14 protein-coding genes and 2 pseudogenes are annotated in these 15,336 nt (G+C 59.3%); 12 read left to right on the plus strand and 4 right to left on the minus strand.

The annotated features are described in order from the left end of the window. Nucleotides 1-121: 121 nt before the first annotated feature. Together FHT75_RS35830 and ligD (FHT75_RS12535) are read left to right on the plus strand one after the other, a co-directional pair. Nucleotides 122-226: pseudogene (locus FHT75_RS35830) on the plus strand (Ku protein); the annotation flags it as partial. Nucleotides 227-228: 2 nt separating this feature from the next. Next, nucleotides 229-1,275, plus strand: a complete 1,047-nt coding sequence (ligD, locus tag FHT75_RS12535; protein ID WP_028755975.1) for a non-homologous end-joining DNA ligase — start codon at nucleotides 229-231, stop codon at nucleotides 1,273-1,275. 109 nt (nucleotides 1,276-1,384) lie between these two features. Here the strand turns inward: ligD (FHT75_RS12535) and ligD (FHT75_RS12540) are convergent, their stop codons facing one another. Further along, entirely contained in the window at nucleotides 1,385-4,030 is a 2,646-nt protein-coding gene (ligD, locus tag FHT75_RS12540) for a DNA ligase D (RefSeq protein ID WP_097596306.1), read from the minus strand. Between the two features lie 250 nt (nucleotides 4,031-4,280). Here ligD (FHT75_RS12540) and FHT75_RS12545 point away from each other — a divergent pair, with 250 nt between their 5' ends. Then, nucleotides 4,281-4,508 carry a hypothetical protein gene (locus FHT75_RS12545; RefSeq protein WP_028755977.1) on the plus strand — a complete coding sequence of 76 codons (228 nt, stop codon included), beginning with the start codon at nucleotides 4,281-4,283 and terminating at the stop codon, nucleotides 4,506-4,508. 89 nt (nucleotides 4,509-4,597) lie between these two features. Here FHT75_RS12545 and FHT75_RS12550 read toward each other — a convergent pair whose 3' ends face one another. Continuing rightward, nucleotides 4,598-5,002 carry a response regulator gene (locus FHT75_RS12550; protein WP_049810872.1) on the minus strand — a complete coding sequence of 135 codons (405 nt, stop codon included), beginning with the start codon at nucleotides 5,000-5,002 and terminating at the stop codon, nucleotides 4,598-4,600. A gap of 742 nt (nucleotides 5,003-5,744) precedes the next feature. Here FHT75_RS12550 and FHT75_RS12555 point away from each other — a divergent pair. From FHT75_RS12555 to FHT75_RS12565, 3 genes are all read left to right on the plus strand, one after another. Beyond that, complete coding sequence (locus tag FHT75_RS12555; RefSeq protein WP_028755978.1) at nucleotides 5,745-6,062, plus strand: PepSY domain-containing protein; 318 nt, start codon at nucleotides 5,745-5,747, stop codon at nucleotides 6,060-6,062. 16 nt (nucleotides 6,063-6,078) lie between these two features. Next, complete coding sequence (locus FHT75_RS12560; RefSeq protein ID WP_028755979.1) at nucleotides 6,079-6,678, plus strand: general stress protein; 600 nt, start codon at nucleotides 6,079-6,081, stop codon at nucleotides 6,676-6,678. A 421-nt stretch (nucleotides 6,679-7,099) separates the two neighbouring features. Beyond that, a complete protein-coding gene (locus FHT75_RS12565; RefSeq protein ID WP_244604757.1) occupies nucleotides 7,100-7,360 on the plus strand; it encodes a hypothetical protein in 261 nt (86 codons plus the stop codon). 176 nt (nucleotides 7,361-7,536) lie between these two features. Here FHT75_RS12565 and FHT75_RS12570 read toward each other — a convergent pair whose 3' ends face one another. Further along, a complete protein-coding gene (locus FHT75_RS12570; RefSeq protein WP_028755980.1) occupies nucleotides 7,537-8,154 on the minus strand; it encodes a CGNR zinc finger domain-containing protein in 618 nt (205 codons plus the stop codon). 90 nt (nucleotides 8,155-8,244) lie between these two features. On the opposite strand from FHT75_RS12570, the gene FHT75_RS12575 reads away from it, so the two are divergent. Then, nucleotides 8,245-9,183, plus strand: a complete 939-nt coding sequence (locus tag FHT75_RS12575; protein WP_028755981.1) for a DMT family transporter — start codon at nucleotides 8,245-8,247, stop codon at nucleotides 9,181-9,183. Nucleotides 9,184-9,353: 170 nt separating this feature from the next. Beyond that, nucleotides 9,354-9,552: pseudogene (locus FHT75_RS12580) on the plus strand (cold-shock protein). Between the two features lie 153 nt (nucleotides 9,553-9,705). Here the strand turns inward: FHT75_RS12580 and FHT75_RS12585 are convergent. Next, nucleotides 9,706-10,017, minus strand: a complete 312-nt coding sequence (locus FHT75_RS12585; protein WP_028757698.1) for a DUF982 domain-containing protein — start codon at nucleotides 10,015-10,017, stop codon at nucleotides 9,706-9,708. A 191-nt stretch (nucleotides 10,018-10,208) separates the two neighbouring features. Between FHT75_RS12585 and FHT75_RS12590 the strand changes: the two genes are divergently transcribed. The 4 genes from FHT75_RS12590 to groL all read left to right on the plus strand — a co-directional run. Then, a complete protein-coding gene (locus FHT75_RS12590) occupies nucleotides 10,209-11,234 on the plus strand; it encodes a sensor histidine kinase (RefSeq protein WP_183844747.1) in 1,026 nt (341 codons plus the stop codon). A gap of 105 nt (nucleotides 11,235-11,339) precedes the next feature. Further along, nucleotides 11,340-12,512, plus strand: a complete 1,173-nt coding sequence (locus FHT75_RS12595) for an MFS transporter (protein WP_183844746.1) — start codon at nucleotides 11,340-11,342, stop codon at nucleotides 12,510-12,512. An 830-nt stretch (nucleotides 12,513-13,342) separates the two neighbouring features. Continuing rightward, complete coding sequence (gene groES / locus FHT75_RS12600; RefSeq protein ID WP_028757336.1) at nucleotides 13,343-13,657, plus strand: co-chaperone GroES; 315 nt, start codon at nucleotides 13,343-13,345, stop codon at nucleotides 13,655-13,657. 57 nt (nucleotides 13,658-13,714) lie between these two features. Beyond that, on the plus strand, nucleotides 13,715-15,336 hold a 1,622-nt coding region (groL, locus tag FHT75_RS12605; protein WP_183844745.1), incomplete at its 3' end, for a chaperonin GroEL.

Raw genomic sequence — 15,336 nt, forward strand, 5'->3', positions numbered from 1 at the left:
GCCGACTCGCAATACGAGTGAGATATCAGCGTTAAGTCATTGAAACTAGATTCGTTTCGACTTGGAACAAAGCGTCACTGATTCGGTTGAGTCGGGTTGGTTGCGTCAGGAGTCCGCGAAGATGGTTACCCCGCGAGCGAATTGGAAAGGCTATATCAAGTTTGGAGAGGTCGCGTTCCCTGTTGCCTTTTACACAGCGGCATCGTCCTGCGAACGGATAGCCTTTACATGATGCGTCCACGTCGCCCCTCCCTGCCGTTGCTCGACGAGTCACGCTTAACGCTGCTGTCTCGTCCGATCCGCAAGCGCGACCCCGACCAGCCGAGTCTACCCTTCGATCCAATGCCGTCACGCGTCGAGCCATGTCTCGCGCTGCTCAAGCCGACCGTGCCTATCGGATCGGATTGGCTCTATGAGGTGAAGTGGGACGGTTATCGATTGGCAATCCACATCGAGCCAAAGCGCGTGCGGGTCATCACTCGCGGCGGCCATGACTGGACCCACCGCTTCCCCACCATCGCTGCTGCGGCAAAAGACCTTGGGGTAACAACTGCCATCCTCGATGGTGAGGCGGTCGTTCTTGACGAGCGGGGCCGATCTGATTTTGCCGCCCTGCAGCGTTCGCTCGGCGGGCGGGGGGGCAAACGGGTATCGACCGAGTCCAGCCTTTTCGCGTTCGACCTGGTCTATCTCGATGGGCATGATCTGACCCGCACCGAGCTTGCAGTGCGCCGGCACCTGCTTGAAGACCTTGTGCCGGAAGACGGCGACGGCGCGATCCGTCTTTCCGAGGAGATAGAACTGCCCGCCGAAGACCTGCTCGAGCACGCCTGCCATCATCAACTGGAAGGGATCATCGCCAAGCATCGTGACCGACCTTACCGAAGCGGCCGGACCGGTGACTGGCTGAAGATCAAGTGTGTCCAGAGCGAAAGCTTCATGATCGTTGGCTACGAGCAGTCGGCAGTCGCGCGGGGCGGCATCGGCAGCTTGCTGTTGGCCGGTAGGAAGGGATTCGATTGGGCTTTTGTGGGATCAGTCGGGACTGGATTCACTGCGAAGGATGCCGAGCACCTGAAAAAGACGCTCGATCCGTTGAAGACGAACCGGCCGGTCGTTCCGCTGAGGGGCAAGCGCTTCGTCTTCGTGCAGCCGACGCTGATCGCTGAGATCGAGTTTCGGGGCTGGACTGGGGACGGCAACCTCCGTCATGCATCGTACAAGGGGCTTCGGGAGATCCAGGACAACGCGGCAGTGTATGATTTGACGGAATGATCCGACGCCTGGCCAGCTGGTCGTCCTCTGCAGATCTTGGCCGGCCCCGAATTCGCAAAGCAATGCCGGCTACCACCTCGAGCCAGATCCGCGATGAACTACTTCTCAATCAAGCCGCCACCCGGGCCTTTGCGAGGCGCTTCATCGCCTGCTCCAGCGGCCGCTGGCCGTCGCAATAGTCCTCCCAAGCCGACGATTTCGACAGAAGCGCCGGAACAGTGCGGATGGTAAAGCGCTTGGGGTCGAGGCCGGATTTGACCTGCGTCCAGCTCAACGGCATCGAGACAGTGGCGCCCGGTCGAGCCCGCGGCGACAACGGCGCCACCGCGGTTGCCATTCGGTCGTTGCGAAGATAGTCGAGGAAGATGCGGCCGTTCCTCAGGCTCTTCGTCATCTTGATCAGATAGAGTTGCGGATTGTCGCGCGCCATCTGTTGGCAGACGTCATGCGCGAAGCCCTTCGCTTGCGCCCAAGAAAGCGGCTCGCTCTTGTCGACGGCAAGCGGGGTGACGACGTGCAGGCCCTTGCCGCCGGTTGTCTTGCAGAAGCTTATCAGGCCCAGTTCGTCGAGACGGTCGCGCATTTCGCGGGCTGCGGAAACGACCTCGGAGAAGGGCACACCCGGACCTGGATCGAGGTCGAAGACCAGTCGTCCCGGCACCTCAGGCTTATGCGGCTCGCAATTCCAGGGATGCAGTTCGACGGCGCCGATCTGCGCGACGGCAGCCAGACCCTCGACCCGGTCGATCTGCAGATAGGGCTTTTTGTCGCCGAAGACTTTGACCAGTTCGAGCAGGTTGGAGGTGCCGGGCATAGCATGGCGCTGGAAGAACTGCTCGCCGCCGACCCCGTCGGGTGTCCGGATGATGGAACATGGACGTCCCTTGATGTGCTCGATCAGCCAGGAACCGACCGCTTCGTAGTAACGGGCCAGCTCCTCCTTGGTGACGGGTTTGCCGTCATTGGCATCCGGCCACAGCGGCTTGTCAGGGTTGGAGATCAGCACGTCCATGACCTCCGCCTTGGCGCCCTTTCGCCTGACCGGCCTGGCCTTCGTCTCCGCCGCCGGCTGCGGCACGTCCGTCTGCGCGGGTTTCGCCGGCCGTTCGGCCTTGACCTCCTTGGCCGGCTTGTCTGTGCGCAGCCCCTTGAACGCCGCCTGCCGGACAATACCGTCGGCCGTCCAGCCTGCGAATTCAATTTCCGCCACGAGCTCCGGCTTCAGCCACTTGACCTCGGCCTCCTTTTTCGGCGCGCCGATGCCGGTGAAAGGCGATTTCACCGTCTCGAGCGCCTCCAGCTTCGGAAGCAGCGTTTCCACCTTCTTCGCACCATATCCGGTGCCGACGCGGCCGACATAAACGAAGTGGTCGCCCCGGTAGACGCCGACCAGCAGAGATCGGAATTTACCGTTGGTCTTGGCATAGGCGCCGATCACGACTTCGTGGCCAGCGCGGCATTTCGACTTTGCCCAGCTTTCGGTGCGGCCGGATTGATAGGGTGCATCCGCCTGTTTCGAGACGATGCCTTCCAGTGACAGTTTGCAGGCAGACCGAAGGACCGCATCACCGCCCGTTTCGAAATGCTCGACGAAACGGATGCGCGGATCGCTGCCGGCGTCGGACAGAAGGCTTTGAAGCCGCTCCTTACGCTCGACGAGTGGCAAGGATCGCAAATCTTCGCCACCCTCATAGAGAAGATCGAATGCGAAATAGACGAGCTCGCCGGTCCTGCCTTCCGAGAGAGCCGCCTGCAGGGCTGCAAAATCCGGCGCGCCGCTTTCATCGAGTGCGCAGATCTCGCCATCGATGATGGCGTCCGGCAGGGCCGACGCTGCCTGGGCAATCTCGGGATACTTGCCGGTCCAGTCGAGTCCTTTCCTGGTCTTCAGCGTCGTCTCGCCATCCAGCACCCGCATCTGGATCCTGTAGCCGTCGAACTTAATCTCGTGAATCCAGCCGGTGCCGGGGGGCGGGCGCTCCACGGTTTGGCAAAGCTGCGGCGCAATGAAATCAGGCAGATCGACCGTTGTGACCGTCTTCGATTTTCGCCCGGCCCTGTCATCCTCTTTTCGCTCTTCGGCCGCCAGTCCCTGATTGCTGTCCCAGACGGCATCGGCCTGAACGTCGCCGCCCTCGACCATGAAAGGCTTGGGTTTTCGTCCCCTTCCCGTGGCAATCATCTCCATCGTACGTCCGGAGGCAACTGATGTCTGGTTTTCCTCAAGTATGGCCGCGCCGTTCTCGTCGACGGAGAACTCGTCGTGGTGTTTGATCAGCAGCCAGTTTGTCCGCTTGCCGCGGTCGCGATCGTTGCGCATGCGCACCAGCACGAAGCTGCCGTGCAGCCGTTTGCCCTCCAGCGTAAACTTGAAATCGCCTTTCGCCAGGGCCTGCTCCGGGCTCATCTTGCCTTCCGGTTCCCAATAGCCCCGATCCCAGAGCATGACCGTGCCGCCGCCATACTGGCCTTTCGGAATGGTGCCTTCGAAATCACCATAGTCGAGCGGGTGGTCTTCGACCTCGACGGCCAGCCGCTTGTCATGCGGATCGAGGGACGGCCCCTTCGTGACGGCCCACGACTTGAAGACGCCATCGAGCTCGAGCCTGAGGTCGTAATGCAGGCGGGTAGCATCATGTTTCTGGATGACGAAGCGACGACGATTGCTGCGCGCGAGGCGCTTTTCACCGCTCGGTTCGGCGGTTTTCTGAAAATCGCGCTTCGACCGATAGGTCGATAGTTTGTCCGTGGCCATGGTCGTTCCCAAAAAGCGGTCCGACAATGAAATGTCAGCAGGTGGCTGGAAGTTCCGTGGCGTTGCCTCAACGCACCTTAGGGCGAGGGCTAGTTCAGCGGCCTGGCCATCCTGGATGCTTCATAGACGCCAATGGGAAGCCGGCCAGCCCACGGGTGACCGTTATCCACCCGATGACGACCTCGACAAGCTGAGGCATTCTCATTTCCAGGATTTCTGCTATCGTTCACTTGTCATGGGAGTTGGCGTCATGGTTGCAGCAAGTTTGGTTCCGGATGCGTTTTACTGGGCGAAGTCCTCGAAGCACTTCGACGGACGAATAACGATCGTTCAGGTCTCCACGGTTTTCGGGGAGGATCCTGCTTACTGGACGCTGGCGCTCGTGGGAACCGATCAGCACGCCATGCCCGCGGACTTCGAGATCATCGCTTCGGCAGAGCTCGCAGACGGATACCCCCTCCGTCATGCCGCCGAGTGAACCACCAATCCGACAAGTTTTCCCTTCGGAGGATCACCGGAACAGGATAATTGGCTTCGCCGCGCTCGGCCTTGCGGAAACTCGGTGCATTAAATTCGCTCGGCGCGTGGGATGCAAACCTGGTAAGTCGCCAGCCGTCGAAGCGTGTAAGCGAGCTCGTCGGCATCATATGGTTTGGAGAAGAACACCCCACGCTCGGGCAGGCCCTCCCTGCCGATCGTCACCCTCCCCGACACGACGACGATCTCGATCAGGGGCCATCTTTCGCGGACCAAGGCGGCCAGCGCCAAGCCATCCATCGTACCCGGCACCTCGACCTCGGTCAGGACGATGGCGATATCGCTCCTGCGTTCCAGGATGAGGACCGCATCATCCGCGTTCGTCGCCTCGAGCGCTTCCAGTCCGACCGCTTCGACAACGTCCACCGCCATCATCATCAGCAGGGGCTCGTCTTCGACGACGAGCACTGCATGCCTTCCGTGAGGATGCGTCATGCCGTATTACCGTGAATCATAACCGCGAACCTCCGCATTTCAATTTGGTTCCCGGACGTCCATTTGATAGTTGGCAGGTTTATGCGCCCGTTTTGCCGGGGGACTTGAATTGAACATAACCCGAAGCTATCTACGGATCATCGGCGTTGCTGGTGAGTGCTCCACGCGAGTGTTCGCGACTGCCGAAGTCGCTTATCTGCTTTTGACCACGGATGTACTGGCACTGGTGTGAAGAGCGATGTTGGAAAGGTCGGTGCGATTTCGCCCCGGCCTTTTTTATTGCCCGCTGCTCGGGGTAGAGAGCTTGGCCCCGCGTTTGACGGCGCTCGCGCACCGAGAATTCGGAAAAAACCGGTGCGTTCACCATCTCCGTAACGTCCGGTTGGCACGCCGCGACCTCGGCGAATAAATCGGCAGCGGTTCGGCCGGGCCGAGACTCTTTGGGCCGGTAAAAAATGTCTCGCCTTAATCTCCTGTGCAAAGGAAAGCACAACTTTAGGAGTTAAAAGTCCCATCGCCTATGTGAGGCTTTTGAATTGCTCATTGGAGGTCGCTCGCTCCACGCCTCATTGTCCGCTCGTTTTGCCGCGGCACCGGGAGGGATAGTATTATTTCGGGGTCTCGTCGCCGTATATTTAAAAAAATCAATTGCATACTTCCCTGCGGCGGCGAGGAACAAAAATCTTCTCTGGCGGTTTTGAGAGCATGGATCTGCCTGATCCGCAAACGGAGGAAACACCATATGAAGAAGATCATGTTGGCAGCGGCAATTTTTGGCGCCTCTGTCGTCGCAACTTTCGCCCAAACACCGCCGGCTCCATCTCCGGATGGAAATACACCAGCAGTTGCAACCCCGGATACCAAAAATCCGACTGCGCCCGTTGAGGGTGCCAACAGCTTTACCGAAGCTCAGGCGAAGGATCGCATTGCGGAAGCCGGCTACACCGACGTCAAGGATCTCAAGCTCGACGACAAGGGGATCTGGATGGCCTCTGGCATGAAGGATGGCAAAGCCGTCTCCATAGCCCTCGATTATCAAGGCAACATCGTCGCCAAGTAACCCAAGGAGAAGCATGATGAGAACTGTAACCGGACTTTTCGATGACTACTCTGACGCTCGCTCCGCCGTCACCAAATTGGAAGCGGCAGGCGTTCCCTCAACCGACATCAGTATCGTCTCCAACAAGGCCGGCCGCATCGATCGCGACTCCGACGTTGGAGAGGATGCCGCGACCGGTGCCGGCATTGGCGCTGCCCTCGGAGGCGCTGGCGGCCTGCTCACCGGACTGGGCCTGATGGCCATTCCCGGTGTCGGACCGGTGGTTGCCGCAGGCTGGCTTGCCGCGACTGCGGCCGGGGCTGTTGCCGGCGCCGTCGCTGGTGGTGCCGCTGGTGGCCTAATCGGCGCCCTCACCGACTCCGGCGTCTCGGAAGATGATGCCCACCTTTATGCCGAAGGCGTCCGCCGTGGTGGCAGCTTGGTTACGGCCCGGGTCGACGACGCCCGCGCTTCCGAGGCGCAGGCCATTCTCCAGGGTTCGAACTGGGTCGACCCGGTTGAACGTCGGCGTGCCTATAACGAGCAGGGATGGACCCGGTTTGACGATACGCTCGATCCATATGCCCCTGAACAGATTGCGCAAGAGCGCGACCGGTACCGGCGGACCGCCATCTAACCGGCTTCGAGTTCAACCCTCCTCGCGCTGCGCAAGGAGGGTTGAAGTGCAGCTGGCGTCTCCCCTATCGAGCACCATCTTGCGATAGCGGCAAAAGCCACACGTCGCTTGATGAGATGGCGTTTCCGCCGCGGGGATCGATGGCCGCGGTGGTATGCCATGGCTGGCAATGAAATCGCGAAGAGCTGCTTCCGCGTGCTTCGCCTTGGAGCAGCAACGCCGATAACGTGCGATCTCCTGAATTTTGAATCATAGCACGTTGCTCTGACCTCAGAGCTGCCGCGGCGAGCTTGTTTTGAAGAGACGGCGTTTCCACTGCCCGTGACGGACATTGGCTTGTGTTTGCCATGGGCTTGTGTTTTTCCGTCGACAACGACGGAGCGGCGCCTGGCCGATAATCGCGATAGAGGAATGGATCACAATGCTCTCCGCCGAACAAAAGAGTGAATTTCATCGAGCCTTCGAACGTCGCCGGCCTTATGCCGATGGTGAAGCGGACGCGTATCTTGAATCTGACAGCGTCACTGCATTTTCTCCTCTAGAAGACAGTGACCTTTCGTTTCGGTTGGCGCTGACCAGCAATGAGACACTCGACCTTGCGACCAACCCGATCTGCGCGGGACGGCTGGCCGCAGCCTTGCTCGACCTGATAGCGAAGAGGGGGACTTTGTCGTCGACCTGACGATCTGGGACGCTGGAAGCGGGGAGCAGCTTGTGATGCTCAAGCCCTGACGAGCCCACGGTTAGGATACCGCGGCGATCTTCGCCGTCAGCGGGTGCATGTAACCCACTTTCGCGTTTGCGCTAACGAAGACGAAGACGAAGACGAAGACGAATTTGGCCGGTCAGCCTGGGTGATCAACTGGCTTGGATAGCCCGAAACCTGCGCACTCTAGCATGCGATCCGCAGGTTTTGTCCGAGCACCATCGTCTGAGGCCGCCACGAGATTGATCCAGAAAGAGCCAGCCGCAATTTGGACCTTGACACGCACGTACAGGACGGCGTGCGTGTCGCGACGTCAGCAGTTCGGCGGCTGACTGGGCGATACGAGTACTGATTGCATCCAAATCTTTGGCATCCGCCGGACGCCACTGGATCCTGCCTCCAACGCAGCTCAGTGATTGCTGCAGTTGCGCACGCCGGGCCATGCCGGCAACGAGGTCGAGATCGTCCCGGCTGATCGGGCTTGCATCATATTCGGACAGAAACAGGCGGCTAAGAGCCTCCCGCAACTCCTTAGCTTCTCCGAGTTCCTTTTTCGCGTCGGACGGCGACCCGCCGGCCTTAGCTAGTAAGGTATCGCGTTCTTTGTCGTCGATCAGATCGAGACGACGGGCCCAGGCCACGAGGTCATCGTAGCTATTCAGGAAATCCGGGCCCCAACGTTCACCGCGACTATCGACCGTGTTGACGAAGTCGAGCGCTGGATGACCGCCGAGAAGGCTGATGTCATGGATCGTCTTTAGCGTGTTCATAATTTGAATATCGTTTCCGGGAACGATTTGGGCAAGGGCGAGTTGTAACGGTCTAAATGATTTTTACACGTTACACGGATCGGAGCCCCGATGCCCAGCGGTGCCAACAAAAATCATCTGCGCTTTCTGATGTTATGCATAATCTGGGGAAGCACCTGGATCGGAACCAAGGCCGGCATCCAAGCCGTGCCGCCGCTCGTGTTCGCCGGCACGCGGTTCACCGCTGCCGGCATGTTGCTTCTTCTCTACGCTTGGGCGAATGGCAACATAGCGGGGCTGAAGGTGAGAGATGGCATTCGCTTTACCGCCGCCAGTATGCTGATGATTACGCTCTGCTACGGCCCATTGTTCTGGGGCATGCAGTATATCAATTCCGGGACTGCCGCCGTTCTGGAAATGTCGCTCACTCCGATCGCGCTCCTGGTATTTGCTCTCCTGCTAGGCGAAGAGACATTGGATGGCCGGCGGATCTTCGCGATCGCTCTGGGGGTCTGTGGACTGGTCGTCCTGTTCTGGCCGGCTTCCGCCTATGTAAGTCTGCCTGAAGCCTTCCCAGGCGCGAGCCTATGGGGGGGATTGGCGGTTGCATCAGCGGCCTTCACCTATGGTTACGGCTCGGTGTTGGCCCGTCCACTTCTCCGATCCTATCCGGCCTTGTTCGTTTCAGGTGTGACGACCTCGTTCGGAGGCTTCGTGCTGCTGATGGTAGCCCTGGCTTTCGAACCGGGGGCAGTTTCCGCCCTCTCCGGCGACTGGGGCATGATTGCCTGGCTTGGCTGGTTCTTCCTTGTGATCTTTGGCTCGCTAATCGGCTACACGACCTTCATGCGCTTGCTGCGGGATATCGGCGCATCCCGCGCCGGTAGCTATGCCTTCGTTTCGCCGGTCATCGCTGTCGCCCTCGGCGCTGCTGTCTTCGCGGAGCGGATAACAGTGATGGATGTGATCGGCATCATCGTAATGCTGAGTGGCGCCTGTCTCGCCATGTCAGGAGCGCCGGCGACCGAACATGCCGCTCTCGAAAGCTGAATCAGATCGAACTGAGTTCCAGTTGTATCAAATGTTGGAGACCAGAGATGGCAACGACACTGATAACGAAAATCCAGCAGGGGCAAACAGGCGCCTGTTCTTGAGGCAGGGCGGATAGTGGAGCCCTTATCGTTCGCATCCTCCGCGAGCTGGAGGCGCATCGGCCGGATGTGCTCGGAAACGTGCCGGCTGAGCGCTGCGACAAGGGCTTCGGCTTCATCACGCCTGAGGGCGGCGGACAGGATGTGTTTGTTCACGTCTCTGCCTTGCAACGCGGCCGTTCGCTGCGCGAAGGCGATAAGGTCAGCTTCGAGGTCGGAGGACCGCAAGACCGGAAAGTCGAAGGCTGAGAACGTTTCGGTCTTCTGATCGGCTGTCGTAGATTTGCCAGGCTGCTTAGACAGGCGAGCCCAGCACCACGATGTCGTCATAGACCGGCGCGACCGTGCCGAAGATAGCGCGGCCGGGGAAGGCGCTATGCCGGACCTCGCCTCCGATGAGGCGAGGTCGTCACTGATACCCCTAGATGATAGCAAGGCGCGCAGGCCGAGCCGGATGCGCGGTCGGCTTTCTCTTCCAAGGAACAAGAACGGACGGCATGCCGGCTTCCAAGCAGGCGGCCACGAAGGCCTCCCGCGCGATAATGCCGGCGGTGGTGTCGTTGAGGGCGCCACGGCACGTCTTGACTGCTCGCTCGTGGCGCTCTCCGTGACGCAACGGCCATTCGTTTTCGAGAAAGTCCAAGGCGTCGTATGCGCCTGTGAAACTGCGCTCCAAACCGCACTGCAGCCGGATTCTTACCGGCTGGGTCCATGGAACATCGTTCTGCGGCATTTTTTCCTCCTTTCATGCCACCAATGGTCCTGTCGAAATGATATTGTTAGGGATAGCCGATCATTCAAGGACCGTCAGAACCGTCGAGTAGCCCATTGCAAACGCCAGCGCCGTCCCCAATGTCAGGCGGCGTCCTAGAAACAGGATGAGGCCCTTTTTCTTGCGGGCCCTGGGAAGGATCGGGCCATCATATGATCATGAAACTCTTTTCCAACTCCAGTCGCTCCCGAGAGCGCTTTCTCGAAGCCATTCTCCAAAGTGCGATCGAATATGCGATCATCTCGACAGATCTGGATGGGCTGGTGACCACCTGGAATGAGGGCGCGCGACGGATCCTCGGATGGGATGAGGCCGAGATGGTCGGCCGGCCTGCGGCCGTGATTTTCACCGAGGAAGACCGGCAGGCGGGGGTTCTTCAACGGGAAATGACCGCCGCTTTGACCGAAGGTCATGGCAATGACGAGCGCTGGCACGTTCGCAAGGACGGCTCGTTGTTTTGGGCGTCGGGTCAGATGATGGCATTGACGACGGATGACGGCGAAGTCGAGGGCTTCGTGAAGATTCTCAGAGATCAGACAGAGCAGAGAGAGAACGAGGAACGACAGCGCGTTCTGATGCACGAGCTCTCGCACCGGATGAAGAATACGCTCACCGTCATTCAGGCTATCACCAGCCAATCCTTCCGAAACGCGAGCTCTATAGAGGATGCGGAACAGGCGATCTCGGCACGGATCAATGCATATGCCAAAGCGCACGAAATTTTGCTACAGCGGAATTGGCTGGGCGCTACCCTGACGGCGATTGTCGAGGCGACGGCTATCAATCTCGGACTAGAGACGTCGGAACGGTTCAAAGCAAGCGGTCCTGCTGTTGAATTGGGTCCTCAGGCGGCTCTTTGCTTCTCCCTCGTGCTGCACGAACTTGTCACCAACGCCAACAAGTATGGTGCGCTATCGGGAGAGACCGGGATAGTCGAAATCGATTGGTCTGTGCGCGACGAGGCGGGTGACAAGCGCCTAGACTTCCGTTGGCGGGAGGTCGGTGGCCCTGCGGTAGAAGCGCCGGATAAGAAGGGGTTCGGCTTTCGACTCATCAACTCCAGTCTCTCCGCCTTCGGCGATGTCACTGTTGGCTACGCGCCGACAGGTTTCGTCCTGTCGGTGGACGCATCGCTTCTGAAACTGCAATTCAAAACGTATTCCGACGCTGAGGACTAATTCGAGAGAACGATCCGCAAGAGCTAGAAGCGCTTGGCGTCGTCGGTTCGGAACCAATCGCACCGACTGGCATTGCTTCTGCATCTCGCAAACGGCGGACGCTTGATGCACAACAACAGGAAGCAGTTCTTCGTCCTCGCTCTTGCCTTTCTGATGAGCATGTTCTTTCGCAGCTATTTCGGCGAGGTCGGTCCGATGGTCGCTGCCGACATCGATCTCGACCCCAGCCGCTATGGATACGCGGCGTCGGCCTTCTTCATTTCGTTCGGGCTGCTGCAGATGCCACTGGGCTCAGCCTTCGACCGCTTCGGCGCAGGAACGCCTATGACTGTTTTAATGATCGTCGGCGCCATGGGGGCCGCGTTGGTCGCCATGGCACGAACGGCCGGACAGCTTGTTGCCGGTCAGGCGGTCCTGGGCGCGGGATGCGCGCCGATCTTCATGGGAGTGGTCTATCAGTTCGGAAGTCTTGGCGACGGGGTGGCCGCGCGGAGAAAGATCACCGCCGTCAGCGCTGTTGGCACCATCGGCGCCCTTCTATCGGCGTCGCCTATGGTTTGGCTTTCTGAAGTCCTCGGGTGGCGCGGGGCGATGCTTGTTGCAGCGTCAGCGATGGCGCTTTGCGCGGTTGGCGTCGCCTTTCAAATGGCACCAACGCCACAAGAAGGACAATCGGAAGAGGCGACTGAGAGCAGGCCAGCGGGCTTAGTCTACCTCTTGCCAATATGCCTAACCCTGTCGCTCGGAGGGACTTTTCGCAATGCTTGGGCGACCCCTTACCTGTCCGGGGTGTTCTCCGCGGATCAGCGTGTCTCAGGTTTCGCGCTGACGATCGTGAGCGCCGTCGGCATAGCGACGTCCTTTGCTATTCCCGCGCTCGTATCCAAAGTGTCACCGCGAAGCATCGTGACGGCTGGGATGGCCGCGGCGACGATCGCCGCTTTCGCCATGGCCGTTTCACCCGGCTCCAGTATTGTCGCCGCCGTCGCTCTGATCTGCCTGCTTTATTCAATCGGCAACCTCCATCCCCTGGTTATGGCCGAAGCGCAGGAACTCGCACCTTCCAAGCACCGAGGCCTTTTGTTGGGCTTTCTCAACACCCTTGTGTTTTTCGGAGTTGCGATCTCTTCGGCTGTATTTGGATGGATCGCCCAAAGTGCCGGTGGACCCTCCGCCACGTTTGAGATCATCTTGTTCAGTACCGCAGGCTGTCTCGCCATCGGCCTGACAGCGTATTTGGCGAGGCCAGCCTGGCGGAGCATCGCAAACCAACGTTAACCGGTCGCCGAGCGAAAGGTGGATCTGTCGAGCGCCAATTTGCGGCCGATCCGAGCATAGCCAGCGTCAAAGGCAGGTCGTGCCCCTCTGTCGCGCGGAATTTATTTCAGTTCAAATTACTTAGTCACTGCTGGAACTTTTTCTGGAGCGTCGCGTTTTGAGCGCGGATGTGATTGCGATTTTTCGCTAACGTCCGCCTTTCCATGTCCGCTCACCATTGCGCCCCGCGTCTCCGCGGGGCGATTTTTGCGTATATTTGGTGGGGATCAGCTCCCAGTGTTAACCTGGTGCATGGCCACTTCTGATCTTGCCTTGTCGACCAGTCAAAATGCTCGTCAATCGTTGATCTTAGCTGTGTTCTCGGGCCGAATTGGCGGGCCCACCTTCCACTGAACGCTTGGGGTGCCGTTGATCGGCGTCTTCCCCGATCCTAATGCTTGCCGACACTATTCGTATTGTCGGTCAGCAGACGCAACATGCCCCACGCCGTGGCTCGTGACCGCTCTATCGCCGGGAAGCGAAAAGATCTGTCGCCATAGGCCAATCATGCCGATTCATCTCGGTTTCGCGACACCTGCAGGGTTCTGTAAATTTTGCGGTCATCACCGATTTTTGAATACCGGAGGCGTTGTTGTTGTGTTTTTCCAGTGTGTTAGCAGCCGGCGATGAAGAGTGCTAATTTCTTTGTTTTGACCTCTTGAAATCAAAACACCGACAAACCAGATCATTTTGCGCAAAACGCTCGAGTGAGGTTTTGCACCCGCCCGGACTAGTCATCCGGTCCGGGCGGGGGAACAACGTCATCATTGTTTGTCCATCGGAGGGAAAACATGTCGTTCCGACCGCTTCATGATCGCATTCTTGTCCGCCGGGTTGAGTCTGAAGAGAAAACCAAAGGCGGAATCATCATTCCCGATACCGCCAAGGAAAAACCTCAGGAAGGCGAGGTCATCGCCGTCGGCCCCGGCGCGCGCAACGATGCCGGCCAGATCCAGGTGCTTGACGTCAAGGCTGGCGATCGCATCCTGTTCGGCAAATGGTCCGGCACAGAGATCAAGATCAACGGCGAGGACCTGTTGATCATGAAAGAAAGCGATGTCATGGGCGTCATCGAAGCCCCGGCAGAGCAGAAGCAGGCCGCCTGAGCCGTCCACCCCACCAATCTATCAGTCAAATAGCTGCCTATTAGAGGAGTTAGAGAAATGGCTGCAAAAGACGTTAAATTTAACACCGATGCTCGTGAACGCATGCTGCGTGGGGTCGATGTGCTTGCCAACGCAGTGAAGGTGACCCTCGGCCCGAAGGGCCGCAACGTTGTGATCGACAAGTCCTTCGGCGCACCGCGCATCACCAAGGACGGCGTTTCGGTCGCCAAGGAAGTCGAACTCGAAGACAAGTTCGAAAATATGGGCGCCCAGATGCTGCGCGAGGTGGCATCGAAGACCAACGATCTCGCCGGCGACGGCACCACGACCGCAACCGTGCTTGCTCAGGCAATCGTCAAGGAAGGCGCCAAGGCGGTGGCGTCGGGCATGAACCCGATGGACCTGAAGCGCGGCATCGACCTGGCCGTTGACGCCGTGGTCAAGGAACTGAAGACTAACGCGCGCAAGATCTCCAACAATTCGGAAATCGCCCAGGTCGGCACGATATCGGCCAATGGCGACGAAGAGATCGGTCGGTATCTTGCCGAGGCCATGGAAAAGGTTGGCAACGAGGGCGTCATCACCGTTGAAGAAGCCAAGACCGCCGAAACCGAACTCGAAGTCGTCGAAGGTATGCAGTTCGACCGCGGCTATTTGAGCCCTTATTTTGTGACCAACCAAGATAAGATGCGCGTCGAGCTCGAAGATCCCTATATTCTCATCCACGAGAAGAAGCTGTCGAACCTGCAGTCGATGCTGCCGGTTCTCGAAGCCGTCGTCCAGTCCGGCAAGCCGCTCCTCATCATCGCTGAAGACGTCGAAGGCGAAGCTCTTGCAACGCTCGTCGTCAACAAGCTGCGTGGCGGCCTGAAGATCGCTGCCGTCAAGGCGCCTGGCTTCGGCGACCGCCGCAAGGCCATGCTCGAAGACATCGCCATCCTGACCGGCGGCACCGTCATCTCCGAAGACCTCGGCATCAAGCTTGAAAACGTGACGCTGAACATGCTCGGCCGTGCCAAGAAGGTGTCGATCGAAAAGGAGAACACGACCATCATCGACGGCGTCGGCTCGAAAACGGAAATCGATGGCCGGGTCGCGCAAATCCGCGCCCAGATCGAAGAGACCACTTCGGACTACGACCGCGAGAAGCTCCAGGAACGCCTTGCCAAGCTCGCCGGTGGCGTTGCCGTCATCCGCGTCGGCGGCTCGACGGAGGTCGAAGTGAAGGAAAAGAAGGACCGGGTCGACGACGCCCTGCATGCGACCCGGGCAGCGGTCGAAGAGGGTATTCTGCCCGGCGGTGGCGTTGCCCTTCTGCGGTCGGTCAAGGCGCTCGACAATCTCACCACCGCGAACCAGGACCAGCGCGTCGGCATCGAAATCGTGCGACGTGCAATCGAAGCCCCGGTGCGTCAGATCGCCGAAAACGCCGGCGCGGAAGGCTCCGTGATCGTCGGCAAGCTGCGTGAGAAGACTGAGTTCTCCTACGGCTGGAACGCTCAGACTGGCGATTATGGCGATCTCTATGCGCAGGGCGTCATCGACCCGGCCAAGGTCGTTCGCACCGCGCTTCAGGATGCAGCCTCGGTTGCCGGCCTGCTGGTGACGACGGAGGCTATGATCGCTGAAAAGCCCAAGAAGGAAGCCGCTCCGGCGATCCCCGCCGGTGCCGGCATGGA

The organism is Rhizobium sp. BK112 (genome assembly GCF_014193215.1).
Classification (GTDB): Bacteria; Pseudomonadota; Alphaproteobacteria; order Rhizobiales; family Rhizobiaceae; genus Rhizobium; species Rhizobium anhuiense.